This window comes from Mesorhizobium sp. WSM4833 (assembly GCF_055811095.1).
The window spans coordinates 342,627-368,640 of record NZ_JBVVQG010000004.1 but is presented as its reverse complement, the minus strand read 5'-3'; the positions used below and the strand labels follow the sequence as shown (position 1 = coordinate 368,640).

The 26,014-nt window shown below is 63.9% G+C and carries 28 protein-coding genes and 1 tRNA gene; 12 read left to right on the top strand and 17 right to left on the bottom strand.

All coding sequences use genetic code 11. The features are described from left to right. Positions 1-44: 44 nt before the first annotated feature. The 5 genes from AC0L2D_RS10190 to AC0L2D_RS10170 are packed head-to-tail and all read right to left on the bottom strand — an operon-like array spanning position 45 to position 5,615. Positions 45-629, bottom strand: a complete 585-nt coding sequence (locus tag AC0L2D_RS10190) for a sarcosine oxidase subunit gamma (RefSeq protein ID WP_337123665.1) — start codon at positions 627-629, stop codon at positions 45-47. Beyond that, complete coding sequence (locus tag AC0L2D_RS10185; protein WP_473540949.1) at positions 622-3,618, bottom strand: sarcosine oxidase subunit alpha; 2,997 nt, start codon at positions 3,616-3,618, stop codon at positions 622-624. Before AC0L2D_RS10185 ends, AC0L2D_RS10190 begins: the two co-directional genes overlap by 8 nt. Beyond that, complete coding sequence (locus AC0L2D_RS10180) at positions 3,615-3,911, bottom strand: sarcosine oxidase subunit delta (protein WP_013529658.1); 297 nt, start codon at positions 3,909-3,911, stop codon at positions 3,615-3,617. The genes AC0L2D_RS10185 and AC0L2D_RS10180 overlap by 4 nt, the downstream gene beginning before the upstream one ends. Positions 3,912-3,921: 10 nt before the next feature. After that, a complete protein-coding gene (locus AC0L2D_RS10175) occupies positions 3,922-4,362 on the bottom strand; it encodes a hypothetical protein (protein WP_224675281.1) in 441 nt (146 codons plus the stop codon). Continuing rightward, positions 4,362-5,615, bottom strand: coding sequence for a sarcosine oxidase subunit beta (locus AC0L2D_RS10170; RefSeq protein WP_064995592.1), 1,254 nt, complete (start codon positions 5,613-5,615; stop codon positions 4,362-4,364). Before AC0L2D_RS10170 ends, AC0L2D_RS10175 begins: the two co-directional genes overlap by 1 nt. Positions 5,616-5,884: 269 nt before the next feature. On the opposite strand from AC0L2D_RS10170, the gene AC0L2D_RS10165 reads away from it, so the two are divergent. From AC0L2D_RS10165 to AC0L2D_RS10135, 7 genes are all read left to right on the top strand, one after another. Beyond that, positions 5,885-6,625, top strand: a complete 741-nt coding sequence (locus AC0L2D_RS10165) for an SDR family oxidoreductase (protein ID WP_473540948.1) — start codon at positions 5,885-5,887, stop codon at positions 6,623-6,625. A gap of 111 nt (positions 6,626-6,736) precedes the next feature. Continuing rightward, a complete protein-coding gene (locus AC0L2D_RS10160; RefSeq protein ID WP_473540947.1) occupies positions 6,737-7,123 on the top strand; it encodes an SET domain-containing protein in 387 nt (128 codons plus the stop codon). A gap of 177 nt (positions 7,124-7,300) precedes the next feature. Beyond that, the gene (rpsU, locus tag AC0L2D_RS10155; protein ID WP_013529653.1) at positions 7,301-7,579 is read left to right on the top strand and encodes a 30S ribosomal protein S21; all 279 of its coding nucleotides are present in this window, start codon (positions 7,301-7,303) and stop codon (positions 7,577-7,579) included. Between the two features lie 138 nt (positions 7,580-7,717). Then, on the top strand, positions 7,718-8,560 hold the full coding sequence (locus AC0L2D_RS10150; protein WP_013529652.1) for a tetratricopeptide repeat protein: 843 nt from the start codon (positions 7,718-7,720) through the stop codon (positions 8,558-8,560). Between the two features lie 209 nt (positions 8,561-8,769). Then, positions 8,770-9,246 (top strand): DUF992 domain-containing protein, encoded by a 477-nt coding sequence (locus tag AC0L2D_RS10145; protein WP_024502781.1) that lies wholly within the window; start codon positions 8,770-8,772, stop codon positions 9,244-9,246. 90 nt (positions 9,247-9,336) lie between these two features. After that, the gene (locus AC0L2D_RS10140; RefSeq protein WP_024502782.1) at positions 9,337-9,819 is read left to right on the top strand and encodes a DUF992 domain-containing protein; all 483 of its coding nucleotides are present in this window, start codon (positions 9,337-9,339) and stop codon (positions 9,817-9,819) included. A 222-nt stretch (positions 9,820-10,041) separates the two neighbouring features. Further along, a complete protein-coding gene (locus AC0L2D_RS10135) occupies positions 10,042-11,478 on the top strand; it encodes an MFS transporter (protein WP_473540946.1) in 1,437 nt (478 codons plus the stop codon). Positions 11,479-11,493: 15 nt separating this feature from the next. Here AC0L2D_RS10135 and AC0L2D_RS10130 read toward each other — a convergent pair whose 3' ends face one another. The 10 genes from AC0L2D_RS10130 to AC0L2D_RS10085 all read right to left on the bottom strand — a co-directional run bounded on the left by AC0L2D_RS10130 (position 11,494) and on the right by AC0L2D_RS10085 (position 21,172). Continuing rightward, positions 11,494-12,186, bottom strand: coding sequence for a response regulator transcription factor (locus tag AC0L2D_RS10130; protein ID WP_013529648.1), 693 nt, complete (start codon positions 12,184-12,186; stop codon positions 11,494-11,496). Beyond that, the gene (locus AC0L2D_RS10125; RefSeq protein ID WP_473540945.1) at positions 12,183-14,912 is read right to left on the bottom strand and encodes a DUF4118 domain-containing protein; all 2,730 of its coding nucleotides are present in this window, start codon (positions 14,910-14,912) and stop codon (positions 12,183-12,185) included. Before AC0L2D_RS10125 ends, AC0L2D_RS10130 begins: the two co-directional genes overlap by 4 nt. 54 nt (positions 14,913-14,966) lie before the next feature. Then, positions 14,967-15,533, bottom strand: coding sequence for a potassium-transporting ATPase subunit KdpC (kdpC, locus tag AC0L2D_RS10120; RefSeq protein ID WP_127365906.1), 567 nt, complete (start codon positions 15,531-15,533; stop codon positions 14,967-14,969). Between the two features lie 74 nt (positions 15,534-15,607). Next, a complete protein-coding gene (kdpB, locus tag AC0L2D_RS10115; protein WP_473540943.1) occupies positions 15,608-17,701 on the bottom strand; it encodes a potassium-transporting ATPase subunit KdpB in 2,094 nt (697 codons plus the stop codon). Beyond that, positions 17,698-17,895, bottom strand: a complete 198-nt coding sequence (locus AC0L2D_RS10110; protein WP_224621338.1) for a hypothetical protein — start codon at positions 17,893-17,895, stop codon at positions 17,698-17,700. Before AC0L2D_RS10110 ends, kdpB begins: the two co-directional genes overlap by 4 nt. A gap of 25 nt (positions 17,896-17,920) precedes the next feature. Next, on the bottom strand, positions 17,921-19,624 hold the full coding sequence (gene kdpA / locus AC0L2D_RS10105; protein WP_027161360.1) for a potassium-transporting ATPase subunit KdpA: 1,704 nt from the start codon (positions 19,622-19,624) through the stop codon (positions 17,921-17,923). Between the two features lie 20 nt (positions 19,625-19,644). Then, positions 19,645-19,734 (bottom strand): K(+)-transporting ATPase subunit F, encoded by a 90-nt coding sequence (locus AC0L2D_RS10100; protein ID WP_032808122.1) that lies wholly within the window; start codon positions 19,732-19,734, stop codon positions 19,645-19,647. A gap of 450 nt (positions 19,735-20,184) precedes the next feature. Next, the gene (locus AC0L2D_RS10095) at positions 20,185-20,487 is read right to left on the bottom strand and encodes a DUF982 domain-containing protein (protein ID WP_473540941.1); all 303 of its coding nucleotides are present in this window, start codon (positions 20,485-20,487) and stop codon (positions 20,185-20,187) included. 258 nt (positions 20,488-20,745) lie between these two features. Further along, the gene (locus AC0L2D_RS10090; protein WP_127368209.1) at positions 20,746-20,970 is read right to left on the bottom strand and encodes an alkylphosphonate utilization protein; all 225 of its coding nucleotides are present in this window, start codon (positions 20,968-20,970) and stop codon (positions 20,746-20,748) included. 112 nt (positions 20,971-21,082) lie between these two features. Then, a tRNA-Ser gene (locus AC0L2D_RS10085) sits at positions 21,083-21,172 on the bottom strand. Between the two features lie 361 nt (positions 21,173-21,533). Here AC0L2D_RS10085 and AC0L2D_RS10080 point away from each other — a divergent pair. From AC0L2D_RS10080 to AC0L2D_RS10060, 5 genes are all read left to right on the top strand, one after another. Beyond that, a complete protein-coding gene (locus tag AC0L2D_RS10080) occupies positions 21,534-22,238 on the top strand; it encodes a hypothetical protein (RefSeq protein ID WP_473540940.1) in 705 nt (234 codons plus the stop codon). A 306-nt stretch (positions 22,239-22,544) separates the two neighbouring features. Further along, the gene (locus AC0L2D_RS10075; RefSeq protein WP_024502789.1) at positions 22,545-22,868 is read left to right on the top strand and encodes a hypothetical protein; all 324 of its coding nucleotides are present in this window, start codon (positions 22,545-22,547) and stop codon (positions 22,866-22,868) included. A 32-nt stretch (positions 22,869-22,900) separates the two neighbouring features. Next, on the top strand, positions 22,901-23,566 hold the full coding sequence (msrA, locus tag AC0L2D_RS10070) for a peptide-methionine (S)-S-oxide reductase MsrA (RefSeq protein ID WP_013529638.1): 666 nt from the start codon (positions 22,901-22,903) through the stop codon (positions 23,564-23,566). A gap of 208 nt (positions 23,567-23,774) precedes the next feature. After that, on the top strand, positions 23,775-24,764 hold the full coding sequence (locus AC0L2D_RS10065; RefSeq protein WP_024502791.1) for a BMP family lipoprotein: 990 nt from the start codon (positions 23,775-23,777) through the stop codon (positions 24,762-24,764). Between the two features lie 115 nt (positions 24,765-24,879). Beyond that, positions 24,880-25,341 (top strand): GNAT family N-acetyltransferase, encoded by a 462-nt coding sequence (locus AC0L2D_RS10060; RefSeq protein WP_013529636.1) that lies wholly within the window; start codon positions 24,880-24,882, stop codon positions 25,339-25,341. Here AC0L2D_RS10060 and AC0L2D_RS10055 read toward each other — a convergent pair. Both AC0L2D_RS10055 and AC0L2D_RS10050 read right to left on the bottom strand, forming a co-directional pair. Further along, positions 25,336-25,731: a hypothetical protein gene (locus AC0L2D_RS10055; RefSeq protein WP_127368211.1), complete on the bottom strand. Its 396-nt coding sequence runs from the start codon at positions 25,729-25,731 to the stop codon at positions 25,336-25,338. The genes AC0L2D_RS10060 and AC0L2D_RS10055 overlap by 6 nt on opposite strands. Before the next feature lie 22 nt (positions 25,732-25,753). Next, positions 25,754-25,963, bottom strand: a complete 210-nt coding sequence (locus AC0L2D_RS10050) for a SlyX family protein (RefSeq protein ID WP_013529634.1) — start codon at positions 25,961-25,963, stop codon at positions 25,754-25,756. Positions 25,964-26,014 lie beyond the last annotated feature (51 nt).

Here is a 26,014-nt window from a genome sequence, read left to right as displayed (position 1 = left end):
GCGTGCGGATGCAGAACGAGCGCGCCCTGCAAAACGTTCCGAGTTCAGACCGCCGCGTCCCGCGATCCCTCGGACAGGAAAGTAAAGACATAGTCCGAGAAGGAACGCCAGCATTCAACCCGGAAGGCGTCCGCGGCTGTGCGCAACAGCACGATCTCGGTCTTGCCCAGGATGGTGCGCGACGCCGCTCCAACCGGGAACGCGTCGAGCGACAGGTCTTGCGGGCAGCCCGCATTGATCGTCGCCGCTGCCCCCGCGCCCGTCACGGCAATCGCGATGTTGCGATGCGAGATGCCGACCGCCGAGTGCAAAGCGGCAACCCCGGCGCAATCGGCCAGCGGATCGTTGCCGGCTTCATCGATGACAAGCCATTCGTCGGGGCCGAGCCACAAGGCGGTGCGCCCGCCCTTCGAGGCGGATGTCTTCGGCTTTTTCGGCAAGGTCACGCCGAGCGCCTTCGAAAGCGCTGCGGCCGAAGCCTCCGGCGCACGCAGCGAAATGCGCTCGGCCGGCGGCAGCACCTCGACCTTGACGGCGGCAGCAGTGGTGCTGCGTCCAGCCAGCGCCGGACGGCGCTCGACCGAAGGCGATGCAGCCGGAGCCGTCTTCCTTGCAGCGGCCTTAGCCATTGAGGCGCCCTCCCGTCTCGTCGAAGAACACCATGCCGGTAACCTCCACTTCGATCACCCCGTTCGGCATCGGCACGTAGAGCGTGTCGCCCATCCGGTCGCGGCCGCCGGCGACCAGCGCCAGCGCGATCGAGCGGCCGCAATTTTCCGACCAGTAGCTCGAAGTGACATGGCCGATCATCTTCATCGGGATCGCCTGCTTCGGATCCTCGACGATCTGCGCGCCTTCTTCGAGCACCACCTTGGGATCTTTGGTCTTGAGGCCCACCAGCTGCTTGCGGCCCTTGGCGACAAGGTCCGGCCGAGTCAGGCCGCGGATGCCGACGAAATCGGTCTTCTTCTTGCCGACCGCCCAGTCGAGGCCGGCGTCGTTCGGCGTTACCGTGCCGTCGGTGTCCTGGCCGACGATGATGTAGCCCTTTTCGGCGCGCAGCACGTGCATCGCCTCGGTGCCATAAGCAGCCGCACCATGCTTCTGGCCTTCGGCCCACAGCGCTTCCCAGACCGTCTGGCCATAATCGGCCGGCACATTGACCTCGAACCCGCGCTCGCCGGTGAACGACATGCGGAACAGCCGCGTCGGCACGCCGCAGATCTTGCCTTCGCGCACCGACATGTGCGGCAGCGCCTCGTCCGACATGTCGATGCCTGCGACCAGCGGCGCGATGATGTCGCGCGACTTGGGTCCCTGCACGGCGATGACCGCCCACTGCTCGGTGATCGAGGTCAGCCAGACATTGAGATGCGGGAACTCGGTCTGGAGATAGTCCTCCATATGGTTCATGACGCGCGGCGCACCGCCGGTCGTCGTCGTCACATGGAAGCGGTCGGCCGCCAGCCTGCCGACGACGCCGTCATCATAGATGAAGCCATCCTCGCGCAGCATGATGCCGTAGCGGCAGCGGCCGGGTTCCAGCTTCTCCCATGGGTTGGTGTAGAGCAGTTCCATGAACTTGGCCGCATCCGGCCCGACCACTTCGATCTTGCCGAGCGTCGAGGCATCGAACAGGCCGGCCGTCTTGCGCACGGCGACGCATTCGCGGTCGACCGCGGCGTGCATGTCCTCGCCCGCCTTGGGGAAATACCAGGCGCGCTTCCACTGGCCGACGTCCTCGAACACCGCGCCTAGCGCCTCGGCCCAGGGATGGATCGCCGTTTTACGCGTGGGGTCGAACAGCGGCCCGCGCGCATGGCTGACGATCGCGCCGAAGGTCACCGGCGTATAGGGCGCCCGGAACGTGGTCAGGCCGACCTCCGGGATCGGCTTTCCCAGCATCTCGGCGGCAATCGCCAGGCCGTGCATGTTGGAGGTCTTGCCCTGATCGGTGGCCATGCCGTTGGTGGTGAAGCGCTTGACGTGCTCGATCGAGCGCATGCCTTCGTGCACCGCCTGGCGGATATCCTTGGCGGTGACGTCGTTCTGGAAGTCGACAAACGCCTTCACCGTGGTGTCCGGCCCGGCGCCAGGAGCCGCACCCAGCATGCCGCGCGACCAGCTCTCCGAGGTGTCGACCTTCGGCTTCGTACCCTTGGCGGTTTTCGCGCCCGCATCCCTGGCCGCTTTGGCGCCCGCGGCATAGGCCTCGTCGACCGTCGCCGATAGGCCGTCGGTACCATTGCAGGCGCCGACAGAGACACAATCCTGCGCATAGGTGCCCGGCACGAAGCGCTTGGTCTCGTCGTTGAAGGCGACCTTGCCGCGCGACTGCGAGAACAGATGCACCGACGGCGTCCAGCCGGCCGACATCAGGATCGCGTCGACTGGAATGGTGCGTTCGCCGCCGCCATTCTTCGGCTGCACCGTCATCGAGGAAACGCGCAGCTTGCCGCCGGCGCGGATCACCGCGCGGCCGAAATTGACCTCGATGCCGAGCGCCCTCGCCTCGTCGATCACCGGTCCGGTCGGATTGTCGCGCAAATCGACGATCGCCGCCACGTTGACGCCGGCCTTCTTCAGGTCGATCGCCGCTGCATAGGCGGAATCATTGGCGGTGTAGACTCCGACATTCCTGCCGACCGCGACGCCATAGTGGTTGAGATAGGTGCGCGCGGCACCCGCCAGCATGATGCCCGGGCGGTCGTTGTCGGCAAACACCATGTGCCGCTCGATGGCGCCCGAGGCCAGCACCACGCGCTTGGCCCTGACCTGCCACAGCCGCTCGCGCGCCAGATCGTGGCCGGGAGCCTTCAGATGATCGCTGACACGCTCGACCAGGCCGACGAAATTCTGCGCGTAATAACCGAAAGCCGTCGTGCGCGGGAGCACGCGGACATTGTCCATCGCGGTGAGTTTCGCCACCGCAGCTTGCGCCCAGGCAAAGCCGTCCTGGCCGTCGATTTTCGCGCCGCTCTCGAAACGCAGGCTGCCGCCGAACTCGGCCTGCTCGTCGGCGAGGATGACGCGCACGCCGGTCTCCGCCGCTGCCAATGCCGCCGCGATGCCCGCCGCACCGCCGCCCAGCACCAGCACGTCGCAATGCGCGTAGCGTGACGAATAATGGTCGGGATCGGGCTGGTCCGGGGAAACGCCAAGCCCGGCCGCGGCGCGGATCTTTGGCTCGTACAGGCTCTTCCATGCCGCCTTCGGCCACATGAAGGTCTTGTAGTAGAAGCCGGCCGAAAACATCGGCGACGCGATGTCGTTGACCGCACCGACGTCGAAGGACAGCGACGGCCAGCGGTTCTGCGACTGCGCCTCGAGCCCGTCATAAAGTTCCTGCACGGTCGCGCGCACGTTCGGCGTCTTGCGTGCCGCGTCGCGCCTGATTTCGACCAGCGCGTTCGGCTCCTCGGCGCCCGCCGACAGGATGCCGCGCGGACGGTGGTACTTGAACGAACGGCCGACCAGATGGACGCCATTGGCGAGCAGCGCCGAGGCCAGCGTGTCGCCCTCGATGCCGGCATAGGACTGGCCATCGAAGCTGAAACGCGCGGTCTTGGCTTGGCTGAAGCGGCCGGCGCCGGAAATGCGGTACGACGCGCCGCTCATTTGCCAACTCCCGGCAGCTTGGAGGGTTTGGGTTCGCCAGCCTTGTAGGTCATGACGAACCTGTCGGTGACGGTGTCGCGCACGGCGTTGAAGAAGCGCGCGCAGCCATGCATGTGCCGCCACCGCTCATAGATGATGCCCTTGGGGTTGGAGCGGATGAAAAAGAACTTTTCGAAATCGTCGTCGCTCTCGCCGGCCATATTGGCCGAGCGCGCGATATGCGCCTCGCCGGCGTTGCGAAACTCGAGTTCCGGACGCTCTTCCTCGCAATAGGGGCAGCGGATGAGAAGCATTTGTTCGTTCCTACAATTCGCCGTGGCCGACGCGGGCGCCCGCCGGTTGATCGCAAAGCTTCTGTCCCAGGGTCGCGAACGGCGCGACGAGCCGGATGCGTTCCTCCACGCTTGCAGCGGGACGAAACAGATCGCGCGACGCCATGTTGCCGAGAGTGAGTTGCATCGGATCGGTGGTGACGATGACTTGACGCGGCTGGAATGTCTCGTCTTCGTCAAGCCCTTCGGGACGTCTCTCGAAGAACATCACCACCCGCTGGCCGCCGCTCCAGACGCAGGCCAGCGTGCCGTCGTCGACCGAAAACGGCCAGACGGTCTCGTTGCCGGTGCGGCTGATCGGTTGCGTGCGCACTTCGTCAGCCGACGGAAAATGGAACATGCCCCGTTCCCCCGCCAGCACGTGTTCCCCCGCCAGAATCAGCGGCATCGCGACAGCCATCCCAGCCATCATCAGTGCGCCACCGCCGCCGCCGCCGCCTCGTCGATGAGCCGGCCGGTGCGGAAGCGCTCGATGGTGAAGGGCGCGTTGATCGGATGCGGATCGTCTTTGGCGATGGTGTGGGCAAAGACATGGCCCGAGCCCGGCGTCGCCTTGAAGCCGCCGGTGCCCCAGCCGCAATTGACATAGAGGCCGGGCACCGGCGTCTTGGCCAGGATCGGCGAGCGGTCGGGCGTGACGTCGACGATGCCGCCCCACGAGCGCAGCATCTTCATGCGCGTGAAGATCGGGAACATCTCGCAGATGGCGTCCAGCGTGTGCTGCAATATGTGCAGGCCGCCGGTCTGCGAATAGGAGACATACTGGTCGGTGCCGGCGCCGATCACCAGCTCGCCCTTGTCGGACTGCGAGATATAGGCGTGCACCGTGTTCGACATGACCACGCAGGGCACCACCGGCTTGACCGGTTCCGACACCAGCGCCTGCAATGGATAACTCTCCAGCGGCATGCGCACGCCGGCCATGTTCATGATCACTGAGGAATGGCCGGCGGCAACGACGCCGACCTTCTTGGCACCGATGAAGCCGCGCGTCGTGTCGACGCCCAAAACCGCGCCATTGGCCGCCCGCTTGACCCCGGTGACCTCGCAATTCTGAATGATATGGACGCCGCGCGCCGAGGCGCCGCGCGCATAGCCCCAGGCAACCGCATCGTGGCGCGCCGTGCCGCCGCGCCGCTGCAGCGCCGCACCGACCACCGGATAGCGCGCATCCTTGGAGGTGTTGAGCGGCGGGCAGAATTCCTTCGCCTGCTCCGGCGTCAGCCACTCATTGTCGATACCGTTCAGCCGGTTGGCGTGCACGTGGCGCTTTAGCACCTGCACGTCGTGCACATTGTGCGCGAGCATCATGACGCCGCGCGCCGAATACATGACGTTGTAGTTGAGCTCCTGGCTCAGCCCATCCCACAGCTTCAGCGCATGATCGTAAATGCCGGCGCTCTCGTCATAGAGATAGTTGGAGCGGATGATGGTGGTGTTGCGGCCTGTGTTGCCGCCGCCGAGCCAGCCCTTTTCCAGCACCGCGACATTGGTGATGCCGTGAACCGTGGCGAGGTAATAGGCGGTGGCCAGGCCATGGCCGCCGGCGCCGACGATGATGACGTCGTATTCTTTCCTGGGCTCAGGCGAGGACCATTGTTCCTCCCAGCCCTTGTGACCGCGCATGGCTTCACGGGCGATGGCGAATACCGAATATTTCTTCAACGTCCCAACCTCGCCCCAAAAAGGCTTCGCGAATGGCGGCCGGCGTTCAGTCGGTCCCGGCGCGCGAGGTGTATCACTAGCGAAACAGCGCTTCCACCCTTGCGCTGTTTGCGACGGCGCTTGCCGTTTTGCGCCGTGGTGAAAAAGACGTATCCGGCGCGTCGGCGCTTTCCAGCATCTTGGCGGGTATCGGGTGGCTCGCCTGGCCTCGATCTGCGACCAAGCATCCCAACTGCCGGTCAAGCCGGCGCGAAGAAAAGGATGCAAAAATGTTCGCACTCGCCAACAAGGTCGCCATCGTCACCGGCGCCAGTTCCGGCATCGGCCGCGCCACCGCAAAACTCTTTGCCGAGGAAGGCGCCAAGGTCATCGTCGCCGCCCGCCGCCAGGCCGAGCTCGACGCGATTGTCGCCGAAATCGCGGATGCCGATGGCATCGCCATCGCGCTTGCCGGCGATGTCCGCGACGAAGCCTACGCAAAGGCCCTTGTCGATCTGGCGGTCGAAAAATTCGGCGGGCTCGACATCGCCTTCAACAATGCCGGCGCTGTCGGCCTGATGGGACCGATAGCCGAACTGCCGCTGGAAGGCTGGCGCGAGACGCTCGACACCAATCTCACCAGCGCGTTTCTCGGCGCCAAATACCAGGTGCCGGCAATGGTCGAGCGTGGCGGTGGTTCGCTGATCTTCACCTCCACCTTCGTCGGCCACACAGTCGGCATGCCAGGCATGACCAGTTATGCCGCAAGCAAGGCCGGCCTGATCGGACTGACACAGGTGCTGGCCGCCGAATACGGCCCGAAAGGCGTGCGGGTCAACGCGCTGCTGCCCGGCGGCACAGACACGCCGGCGGCAACCTTCAAGACCCCGGAATCACGGGCCTTCGTCGAAGGCCTGCATGCTTTGAAGCGTGTCGCCCGTTCGGCGCTCTATCTCGCGTCCGATGCCTCGAGCTTTACCACCGGAGCCGCTCTGTTTGCCGATGGCGGCGTGTCGATCAACCGGACGTGAAGACTTTTCGCGTCCGGAATGCATGTTCATAGCCGCCAGGCAGACGGCCGGTCTTGATTTTTCGCCGCGATTTGGCGATTCCGTTTCTGTCCAAAAGCGGGGTCTGGAACCATGTTGCTGATCAGAACCTATGTGACTGCGAGTGCGATCGAAGGCGTCGGCGTGTTCGCTGCGGAGCCGATCAGGAAAGGGGCTTCGATCTGGCGGCTCGATCCGGATTTCGACCGACTGGTCCCCATGGACAAATACGAAGCGGCCCCCCCGCATCTCAGGGAACTGCTCGACCGCTATGCCTATCCCAGCCCCGACCGGCCAGGTTTCATGGTCTATGAAGTCGACAATGGCCGCTTCATGAACCATTCCAGCAATCCGAATACGAATTTTTCGCAATATGGCGGGGCCACCGCGACCCGCGACATCGCCGTGGGCGAGGAGATCACCTGCGACTACGGCGAGTTCTTCGAGGATTTCGAGCTGCTGCACCTCGCGACGGCCTAGTCGGCTCCTTATCTCAAGGCAAACAGACTGCGGCTGACACCGCAAATTCATTTCCGCTGTGGACAGCGCGGCATGATTCTGCTATCAGCCGCCACAATTCGTGGTGTAAACCGCCGCGGAGGCTAGCGGCTATGATCGCTTGCCTGTTGATATCAAACCCGAAAGACAGGATTGCCCGTGCAGGTACTCGTCCGCGACAATAACGTTGATCAGGCGCTTCGCGCTCTCAAGAAGAAGATGCAGCGCGAAGGCATTTTCCGCGAAATGAAGATGCGCGGTCACTACGAGAAGCCGTCTGAGAAGCGCGCCCGCGAAAAGGCTGAAGCCGTTCGCCGCGCCCGCAAGCTGGCCCGCAAGCGCGCCCAGCGCGAAGGCCTGCTGCCGATGACGCCGCGCCCTGTTGCAGCCGGCGCCGCTGGTGGTGCAGCTGGCGCTCCGCGTCCGCCGCGGTTCTAACGCCAATTTTTCGTCCTTTTCGAAGGATATCAGAGGTGGCGCGATGTGGAATCGCCGCCACCTTTTTGTTTTGATGTGACCGGTCCGGAGGGGGAGCCGGATCTGAACGACGCGGCTTGAAGTGAGGACAGGGCAGACATGAACGCAACGAGCGTGGAGCGCGGGACCGCATTGCGTGGTTTCGCCCTGACAGCGGCCCTGCTCTCCGGACTGGCGCTTGCCGGCTGCCAAACGGCGGGCCCGACCGGTGAATTCAACAACATCGACAAGGCGCAAGGCTCGAGCGAGAACATTTCCTCGCTGTCGGCGGTCATCCAGCGCAATCCCCAGGATCCCGAAGGCTACAATGTGCGCGGCTCGGCCTATGGCCGTGGCGGTCAGTACCAGGCGGCGCTCAAGGATTTCAATCAAGCCATCCAGCTCAATCCGAATTTCTTCCAGGCCTATTCGAATCGTGCGCTCATCCAGCGCTTCCTCGGCAACCAGGAAGCCGCACTCGCGGACTACAACCGTTCGATCCAGATCAACTCGAACTATGACGCCGCCTATATCGGCCGCGGCAATCTCTACCGCAAGGCGGGTCGCACCCAGGACGCCTTCAACGACTTTCAGAAGGCGATCCAGCTCGATACGACCGACGCGCGCGCCTACCACAATCGAGGCCTGATCTATCAGAGCCAGGGCCAGCACAAATTCGCCATCGAGGATTTCTCGACCGCCATCTCGCTGGCGCCGGACGCCGCCGAGCCCTACAACGGCCGCGGCCTCTCCTATCTGGCAACCAATGACGAGGACAACGCTTTCTCCGATTTCAACATGGCGATCAAGCTCGACGGCAAGAACGCCGAGGCCTGGGCCAACCAGGCGCTGATCTACGAGCGGCGCGGTGACAAGGCGAAAGCCGCGAAATCCTATAAGGAAGCCGTTCGCCTCGACCCGACCTACCAGCCGGCCAAGGATGGCCTCGCCCGCGTCAGCTGATCTCGGTTTCGGCAAACGCTTCCCATACAAATCCGCGTGACATCCAAATGCCGCGGGATCCTTGGCGTGTCCGAAAAGACGCACTTCGCAACCGCGCATTAACCCCGGCAGGAGGCTTTCGGCCCCTGCCTTGATCGCGCCAAGTTTTCAGCGGAACGGTCTGGCCTCCCAAGCCGTTATCGAAAAGCAATTTGCGAAAGGACCCTCCCATGATCAAGAAACTCGCCTGCGCCGCTGCCCTCGCCACGACGATGTTCGCGGTGGCTCCAGCCAGCGCCGGCAAGCTGCAACTCGGCACGCTCGATTGCACCATCGACGGCGGCACCGCTTATATCGTCGCTTCCAACAAGGGCGTGTCCTGTGTCTTCCGGCCTCATCATCACGGGCCGTCCGAGGTTTACACAGGCGTCATCTCCAAGATCGGCCTCGATGTCGGCCAGACGCATCAGGGCCAGCTCGTTTGGGCCGTGCTGGCTGCGACCCGGGACCGTGACGGAGGCGATCTCGCCGGCAGCTATTACGGCGTCAACGCCGAGGCGAGCGTGGTGACCGGCGGCGGCGCCAATCTGCTGGTTGGCGGCTTGGACAGCGCCTTCATGCTGGAGCCGCTCAGCGTCCAGGCGCAGACCGGCGTCAACCTTGCCGTGGCCGTGACCTCGCTCCAGCTGATCCATTCATTCAAGTGATCGCATGGAGCCGTGCGCTCCATGACCCCTCACCCCGCGGCGCGGAACCAGATAGGATGGTTCCGCGCCGTTGATTTTTGAGGGACCATCATGCTGAAGACAGCCATTGCTGCTGCCATATTCGCTACCGTGTTTGTCGGAGCAGCGCAGGCGCAGGACGGTGGCGTAGAACTCGGCACGCTTGACTGTGCCATTGGCGGCGGCACCGGCTTCATCTTCGGCTCGAGCAAGGATCTGAGCTGCACCTTCAACCCCGCCGACAAGAGCTTCGCGCCGGAAGCCTATTTCGGCGCCGTCAACAAATACGGCCTCGACATCGGCACGACGAAGCAGACGGTCATGCAGTGGATCGTGCTGACGCCGCTGAAGAACATCTACGCGCCGGGTGCGCTGGCCGGCGACTACATCGGCGCCAGCGCCGAGGTGACGGCCGCCGTCGGCGCCGGCGCCAATCTCCTGGTCGGCGGCTCCGCTCAGGCCTTCACCTTGCAGCCGCTCAGCTTGCAGACGCAGACCGGCATGAACCTCGCGATCGGCGTCAGCCAGTTCCAGCTGCGCAGCACCGAGAACTGATCGCGCAACGAACCCGCCACTCGGAAAGGCTGCCGCGCGAACGGTCCTCAAAAAACCGCTTGAGCTCAACTCCGGTTGAGGTTTTACAAGCCTGCCCCGAACGCAACAACGCCTCGATGCGGCGCCCGATCCGGCGCTGTCGAACCGCATGGTCCTGCCGGAAAGCCGCACTGGCTTCTGGCGTCCTGCGCTGGCGTCGAGATATGCAAGACAGGGGTGGAAATGACCGGGATCAGCACAAACAAGGTCGACTGGCGCGGATTATGGGCAAGCGGCGACCTGGCGCGCTTCTGCTTCATCAGCCTCGGCATCCTGTTGCACGCCACCAACGAGACGATGGTGGCAACGGTGATGCCGGCCATGGTCGGCGAACTGGCGGGCGTGCAGCTCGTCGGCTGGTCGCTGGCGATCTACGAACTCGGTGCCATCGTTGCCGGCGCGGCCGCCGGACGGCTGGTGAGTTATGTCCCCTTGCGCACCAACATGGTGGTCGCAGCCCTGCTCTACGCAGCAGGCGCCCTGATCTGCGCCACCTCGCCTTCCATGCAACTGTTCCTCGCCGGTCGCCTGATCGAAGGACTTGGCGGCGGTGCGCTGGTGTCGCTGGCCTTCGTCTCGGTCGAACGACTGTTCTCGCGCGCCATCTGGCCGCAGCTTTTCGGCATCATGTCGGCGATCTGGGGCGTCGCCGCCTTCAGCGGACCATTGCTCGGCGCGATCATGACCGAGCTTTTGTCATGGCGCTGGGCCTTCGGCATCTTCACCCTCGGCGGCGCAGCCATGGCGCTGGCAAGTTTCATCGTGCTCGACACGCCGGAGGCGACGAGGCCGAAGGCGAGCGCAGGCGGGGCGCCGCCCTTCCCGTTCGCGGCCCTTGCCTGCCTTACCGTTGCCGTGGTGTTGATCGCCTCGGCCGGCGTCGACATCGCCTTGCTGCGCTCTTCGCTGCTGATGGCCTTCGGCCTCATCGGCCTGCTGCTGTTCTTCACCATCGACGCGCTGAAGCCGCCTTCGCGGCTGTTCCCGGCGCGGCTGTTCTCATGGCGCACGCCGGTCGGCGCCGGCATGACCATGGTTGCCGCCTTTTCGGTGGCCACCTGTTCCTTCGGCGTCTACGGGCCGCTGCTGCTGACCAGCCTTCACGACATTCCGCTGCTGACCACCGGCTACATCATCGCCGCCGAATCGATCGCCTGGTCGATCCTGTCGATCCTGGTCGCCAACGCGCCGCCGCGGCGCGAGCGGCTGATTATCATCGGCGGCGCGGTGATGATCGCGGCAGGCATCGCCGGCTTTGCCTACACGATACCCCTGGGTTCCATCCCGCTCATCCTGATCTGCGCCCTGTTGCAAGGCGGCGGCTTCGGCATCGCCTGGCCGTTCCTGACACGCGTCATCGTCGCCTCCGCCCCGAAGAGCGAGCAGACCATCGCCTCGGCGGCGGTGCCGACCATGCAGCGCATCGGCTACGCCGTGGGTGCAGCCCTTGCCGGCATCGTCGCCAATGCCAGCGGCTTTTCGCAAGGTTTGAACCACGACGCGGCGGCGAATGTCGCGTCCTGGCTGTTTCTTGCCTTCATCCCGCTCGGCATTGTCGGCTGCCTGGCGGCCTTGCGGGTTTCCAAGCCGCTTGGCCAGCAGCTGGAAGCTACTGGCTAGAAGCGCCCAACCCGCTCATTCGACCTCGCGCAGGCGGTAGCCGACGCCGGTCTCGGTGGTGATGTAGCGCGGCTGATCGGGGCTCTTCTCGATCTTCTGCCTGAGCTGCCGCACATAGACCCTGAGATACTGCACGTCGGTCGAGTCGCCCCAGACCTGCTTCAACAGGAAATGGTGGGTCAGCACCTTGCCGGCGTGCTGCACCAGCATGCGCAGGATGTCGTATTCCTTCGGCGACAGCTTTACCTCCTTGCCCTCGACCTTGACGATGCGCTTGACCAGATCGACGCTGAGATCGCCGGTCTGGAAAATCGGCTTCTCGCCCTGTTGCTGGAACTTGTGGCGGAGCGCCACGCGGATGCGTGCGACCAGTTCGTTCATGCCGAAGGGTTTGGTGACATAGTCGTCGGCGCCGAGCTCCAGGGCCTGGACGATACCGGCCTCGTCGGTCCGGCTGGACAGGATGACCACCGGAATGTCGAGGCCGTCGTCGCGCCATTTGCGCAGCAACTCATGGCCGCTCATGCCGGGCAGGCCAAGGTCGAGCAGGACGAGGTCCGGCTTCTCCGCCTCCATCAGCTCGATGGCCGCCCTGGCATTCGGCGCCTCGCTGATCGCGTAGCCCTGGCTGCCGAGGCCGACGCGCAGCAGCTTGCGGATCGGCGGCTCGTCATCGACGACCAGTATCCTGACGTTCGAGTTTGTCATGCCAGGTCACCCACATCGTCGGTATTCGAAGCGTCGAAATTGGGCGGATTTGCCGGCTTGGGCATTTTGATGGTGAAGACCGCGCCCGAACCGTCGGTCCGGTTTGCCGCCGTGATCGTGCCACCCATCGCCTCGATGAAGCCGCGGCAGATCGACAGGCCGAGCCCGGTGCCGGCGCGGATCTGGTCGCGCTTGCGCACCCGGTAGAAGGTGTCGAAAATCCGTTCCAGATCGCCGGGAGGAATGCCCGGCCCTTCATCCATGATCTGCAGCAGGACGGAGCCATTGTCGGTCCAGCCCTGGACGCGGATCGTCGAGCCTGCCGGGGCATATTTCGCCGCATTGTCGAGAAGATTGAACAACGCTTGCTCGAACAGCACCGGGTCGACCTTCAACATCGGCAAATCCCTGGGAATGTCCGTCTCGATCTTGTGCTGGCCGGTGATTTTCCTGGCCCTTTGCAGGGCGGAGCCGACGATGTCGCCGACATAGTGAAAGGCGTAGTTCGGCTCCATCGCGCCGGACTCGATCTTGGTCATGTCGAGCAGATTGGCGATGAAGCGGTTCAACCGCTCGGATTCGTCGAGCACCGTCGACAGCAGTTCGACCCGGTCCGGTTCGGGAAGTGCTGCTGAAAAATCCCGCAGCGTGCCGGCGGCGCCCATGATGGCGGCGAGCGGCGTCTTCAGATCATGGGAAATGGAGGTGAGCAGCGCCGAGCGCAGCCTGTCCGCCTCGGCGGCGAGCTTGGCCCGGTCGACATCGGCGACCAGTTGGATACGCTCGATGGCGACTGCCGCCTGGTCGGCCAATGCGTCGAGAAGCCGCTGCTGCTCGGGCGTCAGCAACGGTCCCTGCTTGTCGTTGTCGAGGCCGACGACACCGATGGCCGTGCGCCCGGTCCGCAAGGGCAGATAGAGGCGCTTGGCGCCCGGAAGCGTGTCGGCGCCGCGCCCCGCGGCACGATTGTGCTCCCAGGCCCAGCGGGCGGCGGCGATGTCGGCTTCGGCCAGCGTGTCATCAGGCGGATAGCCGGCCTTGACGGTGATCGTCCCGTCTTCCGGCAAAAGCAGCACCACGCGCAACTTCAGCATCGAGGCGATCTGGAAGGCGGTGGCCCAGAGGACGTCGTCCAGCGTCCCGGCGCCGGCGAGCTTCTTCGAAAAGAGGTAGATATCCTCGGTCGCCCGCGCCCGCGAGCGGGCGGCGACCGCCTGGCGCTGCACGCGCGCCGTCAGATTGCTGGCAATGACCGCAACGACGAGAAAGACCCCAAGCGCGACGATGCTCTCCGGATCCCTGATCGTCAGCGTATAGCGCGGCTCCAGGAAGAAATAATTGAAAGCAAGGGCGCTGACGAAACAAGCATACAGAGCCGGCCACAGGCCGCCGGTCACCGCCGATGCCAGCACCCCGATGAGCAGAATGATCGCCAGATTGCGAACGTCGAGAAACTGATCGAGAAGGACGGCGAAGGCGAGCGAGCCGATGACAAAGGCCGTCGCCTTGAGATAGGGCCGGATTTCGAACTGCCACTGCTCGTCGGCCGCCTTGACGCTCCGCGACGCCGCCTCGGTGCCGCGTTCGCTTCCCGAAATGACATGGACGCTGATATCGCCGGCATTGCGGATGAGATCGTAGGTGAGCGAGCCTTCGATCAATTCGCGCCAGCGCGACCGGGTCGGCCTGCCGACGACGATATGGGTAAAATTGTTCGCCGTCGCATAACGCACGATGTCCTGCGCCACATTCTGACCCGGAATGGTCGTCACCTCGGCGCCAAGCTGCTGGGCAAGGCGCAGGTTCGTCGCCAGCCGGTCCTTGTCATTCTCGGGCATGCTGGCCGAGCGCGTGCTGTCGACGTGCAGCGCCGTCCACGGCGCACGCAGCCGGTCGGCCAGCCTGCGTGCATAGCGCACGCGGGCCGCTCCTCCAGGTCGCGCGTCGAGGCAGACGAGGACCCTTTCGCCTGCCGCCCACGGTCCTGGAATGGCGTGCGCCTTCATATGGATGAGCAACTGGTCGTCGACACGCTGCGCGGTGCGGCGCAGCGCCAGTTCCCTGAGCGCCGTCAGATTGCCCGGCGAGAAATAGTTCTCGATCGCGCGCTGCGCGGTATTGGGGAAATAGACCTTGCCTTCCTCGAGCCGCTTGATCAGGTCGTCGGGGGTGAGATCGATGATCTCGACATCGTCGGCCTGGTCGATGATGGAATCGGGAACCGTCTCGCGAACCCTGACCTTGGTGATCTGGGCGACGACGTCGTTCAGGCTTTCGACATGCTGGATGTTGAGCGTCGTATAGACGTCGATGCCGTGCGTCAGGATCTCCTGGACGTCGAGATAGCGCTTGGGATGGCGGCTGCCGGGCGCATTGGTATGGGCGAGTTCGTCGACAAGAACCAGCGCCGGGCGCCGGGCGAGGATGGCATCGATATCCATCTCGTCGAGGATACGCCCCTTGTAGTCGACCTTGCGGCGGGGAATGACCTCATAGCCCTCGACCAGGGCCAGCGTCTCCTTGCGGCCATGCGTCTCGACGACGCCGATCACCACATCCACGCCGTCGGCCAGCCTGGCGCGGCCCGACATCAGCATCTCATAGGTCTTGCCGACGCCGGGTGCCGCGCCGAGGAAAATCCGCAACCGGCCGCGACCCTCCCGCTCGGCATGGTCAAGCAGTGCGTCGGGCGAGGGTCTGGTATCGCTGCTTCTGTCGTCAGGCATCGGGATCGATCATGGATGGCGCCGGGGGTACTGTCGATCCCCGGCCGCCGCCATTCACTCTTTCGCTACGTCCAGCGCAAGGTTGAGACCGAGCACATTGACCACAGGCTCGCCCATGAAGCCGAGTTCCCTGCCCTCGACTTGGGCATCGACAAGCGCCTTGACCCTGGCCTCCTCGATGCCCCTGGCCTTGGCCACCCGGGCGACCTGGAAGTAGGCGGCTTCCGGGCTGATGTCGGGATCGAGGCCACTGCCGGACGTCGTCACCAGGTCCATCGGCACAGGCTGGTTCGGCTTTTCCGCTTTCAACTTCTCGGCCTCGCCCTTGATACGATCGATCAGCTTGGGATTGGTCGGACCGAGATTGCTGCCGCTCGAGGCGGCTGCATTGTAGCCGTCGCCGGCAGCCGAGGGGCGGCCGTGGAAATACTTGTCGCTGGCAAACCCCTGGCCGATCAATTCGGAGCCGATGATCTTGCCGTCCCTCTCGACCAGGCTGCCATTGGCCTGCCGCGGAAACAGCGCCTGGGCGATGCCGGTCATGCCCAGGGGATAGATCAGGCCGGTCAGGACCGTGAAGAAGACGATCATGATGATCGCGGGTCTTATCTGGGTGAGCATGGAGATGTTCCTCAAAGCAATTCCAGGAAAAGTGTGAAGCGGTTTTCCCTAGGGAATTGCGTTAAAACAAAGAGTTAAGCGAGGCCAAGCGCGGTGACGATCATGTCGATCGCCTTGATGCCGACGAAAGGCACGATGAGGCCGCCGAGGCCGTAGACGAGAAGATTGCGGCTGAGCAGCGCGCCGGCGCCGATGGCCCGATATTTGACGCCCTTCAGCGACAGCGGGATCAGCGCGATGATGATCAGCGCGTTGAAGATGATGGCCGACAGGATGGCACTCTGCGGCGTCGCCAGATGCATGACGTTAAGTGCCTGCAGCGGGCCGGTCGTCTGTCCCGGTGCGACGTAGAAGACGGCGAACATCGCCGGGATGATGGCGAAATACTTGGCGACGTCATTGGCGATCGAGAAGGTCGTCAGCGAGCCCCGCGTCATCAAGAGCGCCTTGCCGATCTCGACGATCTCGATGAGCTTGGTCGGATCGCTGTCGAGATCGATCATGTTGCCGGCCTCGCGGGCGGCAACCGTGCCGGTGTTCATGGCGACACCGACATCGGCTTGCGCGAGGGCCGGCGCATCGTTGGTGCCGTCGCCGCACATGGCAACCAGCTTGCCCTTGGCCTGTTCGTCGCGGATCAGCTTCAGCTTGTCCTCCGGTGTGGCCTGGGCGAGGAAGTCGTCGACGCCGGCTTCCGCAGCGATGGCCGCCGCCGTCATCGGGTTGTCGCCGGTGATCATCACCGTGCGGATGCCCATGCGGCGCAGTTCGGTGAAGCGCTCCCTGATGCCGCCCTTGACGATGTCCTTGAGGTGGATGACGCCGAGCAGGCGGCCGTCGCGTTCGACCGCCAGCGGCGTGCCGCCGGACTTGGCGATCTCGTCGGCGATGGCCTGGAGATCCCTGACGGTATCGCTGCCGGGCCGCGTGGCATGGGCTGCGACCGTCGATTGGTTGACATGGGCAAGCACGGAATCCACGGCGCCCTTGCGCACCGACGAACCATCGATGTCGACGCCGCTCATACGGGTCTGTGCTGTGAAGGGCACGAAGGTGGCGTGCAGCGTTGCCATGTCGCGGGCGCGGATGGCGTATTTCTCCTTGGCCAGCACGACGATGGAACGGCCTTCCGGCGTTTCGTCGGCGAGCGAGGCAAGCTGGGCCGCGTCGGCCAGTTCCTGTTCGGTGACGCCCTTGACCGGGCGGAACTGCGTCGCCTGGCGGTTGCCGAGCGTGATCGTGCCGGTCTTGTCGAGCAGCAGCGTGTCGACGTCGCCTGCGGCTTCCACGGCGCGACCCGACATGGCCAGCACGTTGAATCGCACCAGGCGGTCCATCCCGGCGATGCCGATGGCCGAAAGCAGCGCCCCGATCGTGGTCGGGATCAAGGTGACGAACAGCGCCACCAGAACGGTCACCGAAATGTAGCCGCCCGAATAGGAAGCAAAACTCGGGATCGTCGCGGTGGCCAGCACGAAGATCAGCGTCATGCCGACGAGCAGGATGTTGAGCGCGATCTCGTTCGGCGTCTTCTGGCGCTCCGCACCTTCGACCAGCGAGATCATGCGGTCGAGGAAGGTGTGGCCGGAAGCCGCCGTGATGCGCACGCGAACCCAGTCGGACAGCACCTGCGTGCCGCCGGTGACCGCCGAACGATCGCCGCCGGATTCGCGGATCACCGGCGCGGATTCGCCCGTGATCGCGGCCTCGTTGACCGAAGCGACGCCTTCGATCACTTCGCCGTCGGACGGGATGATGTCGCCGGCCTCGACCAGCACGGCATCGCCGACCTTGAGGCTGGTGCCGGGCACAAGTTTGTATTTGGTGCGGTCTTCACCGGTCAAAAGCTTGGCCTTGGTCTCGGTGCGTGCCTTGCGCAGCGAATCCGCCTGCGCCTTGCCGCGGCCTTCTGCGACCGCTTCGGCGAAGTTGGCGAACAGCACGGTGAACCAAAGCCAGATGATGATCTGCAGCGTGAAGCCGAGATTGCCGCCGCCGGAGACCAGGTCCTTGACGAACAGCGCCGTGGTGAGCGCCGAGACGACGGCAACGACGAACATCACCGGGTTCCTGGCCAGCGTGCGCGGGTCGAGCTTGCGGAAGGCGCCGCCGATGGCGGGAAGCAGGATGCTGGCATCCATGATGCTGGCTGATTTCGAGTTGCTCATTTTGAAGCTCCGGCTTCGGTGTTGTTGGACGGCACCGGATGATCGGATGCCGAAAAGAGATGGGGCGGCCCGTAGGCCAGCAGCCAGAGGACGAGCATGACTGCCGCAAGGCCGAGAAACGTCGACAGGGTCGGGAAAGGAGGAGGTCCCTCCTCCTTTCCGTGATCGTCCCTGTGGGCGACCTTGCGGCGCATGGCATTGAACCACGACATGGCGGCCTCAGAAGGTCTGCCCGTGAGCCATCGCCAGGTGCTCGATGATCGGCCCGACGGCGAGCGCGGGAAAGAAGGTGAGGCCACCGACGATCAGGATGACGCCGACCAGCAGCCCGACGAACAGCGGGCCATCGGTCGGGAAGGTGCCGGCGGAGGCCGGAACCGTTTTCTTCGCCACCAGCGAGCCGGCAATGGCCAGTGCCGGGATGATGACCAGGAAGCGGCCCATCAGCATGCCGATGCCGATGGTGATGTTGTACCAGGGCGTGTTGCCGCTGAGGCCGCCAAAGGCCGAACCGTTGTTGGCCGCCGCCGACGTGTAGGCATAGAGGACCTCGGAGAAGCCGTGCGGGCCGGCATTGCCCATCGACGCCACGCCGGTCGGCAGCACGACGGCGATGGCCGTGAAGATCAGCATCGCCAGCGGCAGGCACAATATGGCCAGCATCGCCATCTTGACCTCCTTGGCCTCGATCTTCTTGCCGAGATATTCGGGCGTGCGACCGACCATCAGGCCTGCGACGAAGACGGCGACGACGATGTACATCAGGATGCCGTAGAGGCCCGCGCCCACACCGCCGACGATGACTTCGCCAAGCTGCATGTTGATGATCGGGATCATGCCGCCGAGCGCCGTGAACGAGCCGTGCATGGCGTTGACGGCGCCGCAGGAAGCGGCCGTGGTGATGACGGCAAACAGCGCCGACAAGGCGATGCCGAAACGTGTCTCCTTGCCCTCCATGTTGCCGCCGTCGATGCCCAGCGCATGCACCAGCGGGTTGCCGGCGGCTTCCGCCCAGTAGCAGATGGCGACACCGGCGATGAACATGACGCCCATGGCCGAGAGGATCGCCCAGCCCTGGCGCTGGTTGCCGATCATGCGGCCGAAGACATTGGTCAAGGCGGCGCCGATGGCGAAGATCGACACCATCTGGATCAGGTTGGAGATCGCGTCGGGGTTCTCGAACGGGTGCGCGGCATTGGCGTTGAAGAAGCCGCCGCCATTGGTGCCGAGCATCTTGATGGCCACCTGCGAAGCGACCGGGCCGACGGCGATGGTCTGCTGCGCGCCTTCGAGCGTCGTGGCGTTGACATAGGCGCCCAGCGTCTGCGGCATGCCGAGCCAGACATAGGCCAGCGTCAGCACGATGCAGAACGGCAGCAGCAGATAGAGTGTGGAGCGGGTCATATCGACCCAGAAATTGCCGATCGACTTGCCCGAAGCCCGGGCAAAGCCGCGGATCAGCGCGATGGCGATGGCAATGCCGGTGGCCGCCGAAACGAAATTCTGCACCGTCAGCCCGGCCATCTGCACGAGATAGGACATCGTGCTCTCGCCACCATAGTTCTGCCAGTTGGTGTTGGTCATGAAGCTGGCGGCCGTGTTGAAGGCGAGCCCAGGCTCGACCGCTGTCATGCCGGCCGGGTTGTAGGGCAGGCTGCCCTGCAGGCGCTGCAGGGCGTAGAGCACCAGGAAGCCGGCAAGGTTGAAGAGCAGCAGGGCGACCGCATAGGTGGTCCAGTGCTGTTCCTCGCGTTCGCTGGTTCCGCAAACACGGTACAGCCCGCGCTCGAGCGGGCCAAAGACGGGCGAGAGCAGCGTCCGGTCGCCGTTGAAGACCCGGTGCATGTAGCCGCCGAGCGGCTTCACCAGCAATATCACGATCCCGCAATAGACCAGGATCTGTATCCAACCGTTCAGTGTCATGGCTGTGGCTTTCCGTGCCTTCAGAAGCGTTCTGGACGAACGAGCGCGTAGGTCAGGTAGGCGAGCAGGAACAGCGTCACGCCGCCACCGAGAATATAGTCGACGATCATTTTCTCAGCCTCGCTCTAGAGCGCGTCGCAAGCTTTGATGTAGGCGAAACAAAGGGTGAAGAACAAAATTCCGACCCCGATAACGGATATATCCATTGTGTTATTCCTTTTGTTCTTTTGTACTTTGCGAATTTGACAGGAGATTTCGCAATATCTCGAAAGTGTCCCGTCGCATCTTTGGCGACGAAACCGAATGTGTTTTCTGAAGGGAATATGGACCCGATCGCCATAAAGGTTCGAGACGGGGCGCAGTGGAAAGAAATAGGAATTTCATAAAGATTTTTGCGCGGGCTCTTCCCAACACTCCACGCAGGGATTGTCGCGCAAGGCAGGCGGCCAGCCACAGGATTGCGATTTGCTTGCGAGCTGCCGGAAACGGGAAAGCCCGGCTGGGGCCAGCCGGGCCTTCTATGGTGGTGTGGCTTTAGTCGCCACGGAGGGTATCGATCTTCAGGCGGCGTAGCCGCCATAGCCACGCGCAACGGCGTGCACGCCCGCCACCGGCTCGAGGTCCGGCCACAGGATACAAGAAGCTTGCGCAAACTGGACGAGCGCGTGGCGGGCCTGCTCGATGGTCACATAGCCTGGGATGGCGAGTTCACATGCTTCCACCGCGTTGCGGTAGAGCGGGCCGCGGCGGGAGGTCGTCCAATTGGTGAGGAAGTCGTGCATTTCGGCCAGCGACGCAATCTCGCGTTTGAAGCCAAGGCCGACCGAGAGTGCGACCGGGGAATGAAACGGCTTGTCGTGCATGAAGCGGGCTCCTGGTTTTTTTGCGCGCTTGGAGAGATATCCGGCGGGTCCGCGACCGGGACGCCCTGAAACGCGCAATGAGGCCGGAGGTTCCAAGCTTGGGTCTTGGCGGTTTTTGATTGTGCCTGGTCGGCGAAATTATCAATTTCGCAGCGCAACGATCATGTGCCGGACGCTCAACGGCTCCGCTTCCACTTGGCGACGGCAGGCTCTCCAAAATCCCGAAGGAGCCATCGAGATCGCTTGCCGCCCTGAGGCTCACGCCTTCTTCACGAACTCGGTCTTGAGCACCAGGCCTTTCACTTGCTTGGTGCTGCATTCGATCTCGCCGGGATTGCCGTTCAGGCGGATAGCCTTCACCAACGTGCCGCGCTTGATCGTTTCCGAAGTGCCTTTGACTTTGAGGTCCTTGATCAGCGTGACGGAATCGCCGTCATTCAATTGAGCGCCATTGCTGTCGCGCACGATTACATCGTTCGGCATGCCATCTCCTGTGATTGGCAGGTTTCAAGGCCAGAGTGCAGCGGGATGTTTACCGCCCTGCTTCGCGCAAAGGCTCGGGCTTGTCCTGCGAAGCTCGTAGAGCGAAGCAGGATGGCGGAGAGAGCGGGATTCGAACCCGCGTTACGGTCTCCCGTAAACACACTTTCCAGGCGTGCGCCTTCAACCACTCGGCCACCTCTCCGTCCATGCATGTCGCGTCGACCGGTTTTGCCGCGCGGGTTGGGGAGATGCACCTCCCTTGGGGCAAGACGGAACTTCCGCCATCGGCGTCGCCAACCAGCAAACGCCTTCCCCTGCACCTGAGCCGTCGAAGCAACAGGCGCGGGGCTCATCTAGTCGATCCGACGGCGAATGCCAAGCCATAACGGCAGTCTATTCGCTTTGCCGGCCACACAGTCTTTCACGAGGCCGCCGGCATGCCCGTTTTTGCGGGCGCCGCCGCTGCAATGGTGTGCACAGGCAGGACCGCAGGGACGGCCGCCCTTGACTTCCCCCGGAGTTGCCTGTCGGGTGCCGAGGCTTTGCGGGGGCATTGTGCGGACATGACATCGAGCAATGGACAGACGCCAGTCAGGCGGCCGGACAGCGGGCTGTCCTTCGTGCCGGTGGGCTGGCTTGTCTTCGTCATGGCGTGGTCGGTCTACGGCCTGATCTCCGTCTGGCCCGCGGTCGGCGCCACCGGCCTGCCAGACAGCGTGCTTTACCTTATCTATGGCGGGCTCGTCGTCGACATCGTCACCATCCTATGGGGGCTTTACCTGCTCGGCCTCGCCTTCGGCCGCTCGGCCCGCTTCCCGCGCCAGTTCACGATCTGGCAGATTGCCATAATCGTCGGGCTGCTGGTCATCCATGCCTATGCCCCTACGGTGCCGGGATTCGTCTTCTCGGGCCAGGCGCTTGTCATCACCGGCGCCGAAATCGCCATCGGCGCGCTCTGCATCTATCTGCTGCGCCATGGATCCGAAGCCGATGCCGTTTATGTCAATCCGAAAACCGAGAGCCCATCGGCCTTCGTCTCGGTCATCGCCGCGCTGCTCGGCATCGTCCTGGGCGCGGTCATCGGCGCCGTGGGCGGATTCGCCATCGGCTCGGTGATCGCCGATGCCACCGAGATGAGCTGTTTCGAGGGCGCCTGCGGCTATTTCGCCGTGTTCACCGGCCTGGCCGGTCTGGTGATCGGCGCCATCGGCGGCGGCGTTTTTGCTGTCTGGCGTATCCACCGGCACAAAAGGAAGCCGGCCGCATAATTCGCGCGGGCAACAAATCCGGGTTCACACGGTCTTTGGAGACTTCGCCGGCGCGTCGGCTTGCGACCACCAAACGCAAAAACCCGCCTGTCCGGCGGGTCATCGGCGCAAGTCAACGCCATACCGAAATTATTAGCATAGCTGCCCTCACATGTCAATGAAAAGCGACCCGACTGACTGTCGTCCGGCCCTCCGTTGACCTGAGTTTGGAGTCTGCAAATTCGCGTTTGGCGATTGCGATCCAGCCATGCGCATTCTATCTCTGAAAAGCCCCTCGGGAGAGGACCAGCCCGGAGGAGGGTTCTGATGTTTCGCTTCGTCTTTCGTCTTGCCGCAATGATCGCGCTGTCGATTTCCGTCATCATGGCGGTGCTCGACGCGACACGCACAGTGGCGGCCTCCGTGCTGGTGCTGACCCCGCTCAACAGCAGTTGGCTGGCGGTCTCGCCCGACACGCGGGCCGCCTTCGAGACCTTCATCCGAACCAAGACCAGCCCGCTGCTGTGGGATGGCGCCATCGCCTGGGTGCTGAACCAGCCGGGCTTCGCCGTGTTCGCGGTGCTGGCTTTCCTGCTCTATGCGATAGGCTACAGGCGGCAACGTCGCGCCGGACAGTTCGTCGCAAACTGATCCGCTTTCCGCGAAGAGAGGGAAACCCGCGCATGTTCTTTCTCAGCGATATGCTGAACAAGAAGCTCAATCTGCCGAAGCCCTCCGAGGCCCTGCCGGGCCGCGCCAGGGCGATCCCGACCGCATCCAGGCACAAGGTCTTGAAAAGACCGCTCAAGGGTCCTTATCCCGAGGGGCTGGAGACGGCCATGTTCGGGCTCGGCTGCTTCTGGGCTGCGGAGCGGCTGTTCTGGCAGATCGAAGGCGTCTGGGTCACCGCGGCCGGCTATGCCGGCGGCTTCACGCCCAATCCGACCTATCAGGAGACCTGCACCGGGCTAACCGGTCATGCCGAAGCGGTGCTGGTGGTCCATGACCCCGGGATCGTCTCCTATGCTGGGCTTCTGAAGCTGTTCTGGGAAAGCCACGATCCCACGCAGGGCATGCGCCAGGGCAATGATGTCGGCACCGCCTATCGCTCCGCGATCTACACGAGCGACGAGGCGCAATTGTTGGCGGCGAGCGCCTCGCGCGATGCGTATGAGACCTCGCTGCGCGGTGCCGGCCACGGCAGGATCACCACCGAGATCGCCCCGGCGGCCGAATTCTACTTCGCCGAAGCCGATCACCAGCAATATCTGGCAAAGAACCCTTACGGCACGTGCAATCTCAAAGGCACCGGTGTCGCTTGCGCCATCCCTGCCGCCGCCTCCGCCTGACACTTGGCGCAAGGACAAGCTGCGGTGCGGCTTGCCCGCACCAAGCTTTTCCAAAAGGTCAAAATTCCGCGTGAATTTTGTTTCGGGCCATGCCAGATTGCCGCCGAGCGGGAGGGAATACACTCCTGGCTGACGTCGCATGCCTGCCGGAGAACCGGGCCGGCATGCGGTGCGTAACGGAAAAAATAACCGACAGGGTGTGGATCACATGAAACGTATCGTTCTCGGCCTCCTGGCCGCAACCGCAATGGTTCTTCCGGCTTTCGCCGCGGATGTCCAGCCGGCCATCCTCTATGATCTCGGCGGCAAATTCGATAAATCCTTCAACGAGGCTGCCTATCACGGCGCCGAGAAATTCAAGACGGAAACCGGCACGGCCTACGTCGAATTCGAGGTCTCCAACGCCTCGCAGCGTGAGCAGGCGCTGCGCCGCTTCGCCGAGGACGGCCACAACCCGATCGTCATGGCCGGCTTCGCCTGGGAGGATGCGCTGAAGAAGGTCGCGGCCGAATATCCCGATCTCAACTTCGCCATCATCGACGACGCCGTCGACATGCCCAATGTCCGCTCGCTGGTATTCAAGGAAAACGAAGGCTCCTATCTCGTCGGCATCATGGCGGCGATGGCCTCGAAGTCGAAGAAGGTCTCCTTCGTCGGCGGCATGGACATCCCGCTGATCCGCAAGTTCGAATGCGGCTATGTCGGCGGTGCCAAATCGGCCGGCGCGACCGATGTCATCCAGAACATGACGGGTGACACGCCGGCTGCCTGGAACGATCCGGCCAAGGGCGGCGAGATCGCCAAGACGCAGATCGACCAGGGCTCCGACGTGGTCTATGCCGCGGCAGGCGGCACCGGCGTCGGCGTGCTGCAGGCGGCGGCAGATGCCGGCAAGCTCGGCATCGGCGTCGATTCCAACCAGAACGGCCTGCAGCCCGGCAAGGTACTGACCTCGATGCTGAAGCGCGTCGACGTCGCCGTCTACACCGCCTTCATGGACGGCAAGAACGGCACCTTCAAGGGCGGCGTCGAGAATCTCGGCCTCAAGGAAGGCGGCGTCGACTACGCCATGGACGACAACAACAAGGCGCTGGTGACGGACGAGATGAAGGCGGCCGTCGAAAAAGCCAAGGCCGACATCATTGCCGGCAAGGTCGAAGTACACGACTATACGACTGACAACGCCTGCCCCTATTGAGCGGCACGAACACACAGCCATGATCTGCAAACCGCCGGGCGCCAGCCCGGCGGTTTTGCCTTTACCGGATCGAGCGAAACCTTCGCTCCGTGCCGGACACCGTTTCGAGATACAGATGCAGCCGACGATCGGACCCATGGGCGAGCACGACGTAGCAGCGGTCGCGCAACTGCGCCTGTCTGCCTTTTTCGAGGGAACCGGAAGGACTCTCGGGGAAGATGCTGCAGGGCTTCGCGACTTGATCGCCGGTGACGGTTTCGAGGCGGCATTCGTGGCCCGGATCGGCGACACCCCGGTCGGGACATGCCTGCTGGTCCGCCACGAACTGGAGCCCGCGCATGATCTGACGCCATGGCTGGCCGGGTTGGTTGTCGATGCAAGGTATCGACGCCAAGGCATCGCCACCGCGCTGGTCAAGGCAACGGAAGCCCATGCGGCGTCACGGGGCGTCGAGATGCTCTATCTCTACACATGGGATGCGCGTGGTTTCTACGCGGCCCTCGGCTGGAACATCGTTGAGATATGCAGTTCGGACGGCGAGACGATGGCTCTGATGTCTCGCCGGCCTCGCCTATAGCAGCTTCGCGACGAGACAACCGAGCGCGAACGCCACCATCAGTCCGGCGGCAACCACAAATCCACGCCGGCCGCCCAGCGCGTGGACGCCGACGCCGTATGGCCGCTGCGACAGGCTTCGGATCACGGTTGGCGGCCTGGCGTCGCTCAGGCCAGAACTACGCATCTGCGGCAGGTCGCCAATGCGCTGCGTGATCTGCTTCCAGCGCTCTTCGCCATCCCCCGGTTCGGCACGGTCGAAGACGTGCATGCGCTCGGCAAGTCGCACGACCTCGTCGCGGAAGGCCGGGTCGATCTCCAGATCACGTTCGGCCCGTTCGCGCTCCGCATCGTTCATCAGGCCACGCACATAGTCGCTGGCCCGTGCAATGCGATCGCTTTCACTGGCCATGGCGTGCGCCCTTCCTTTTTCCTCACCAGTGCGGCGGCTTGGTTACAGGCACTTCATCTCCCGTCTGCTCCTCCAGCGCCAGGAAGCGATCCGTCAGCGCGTCGAGCTTGCGCTGCATGCGCTCGATCACTTTCCACTGCTCGGCGATCTGGCCGGACAGTTCCTCGATGGTCTTCTCCTGCTCGGCGGCGCGGATTTCCAGCGTCGTCAGCCGGTCGGCGGGTATGGTCATGTGAATTCCCCAGTCTTCACCGCGATGTCGTTCACCGCGATGTCTTGCGCC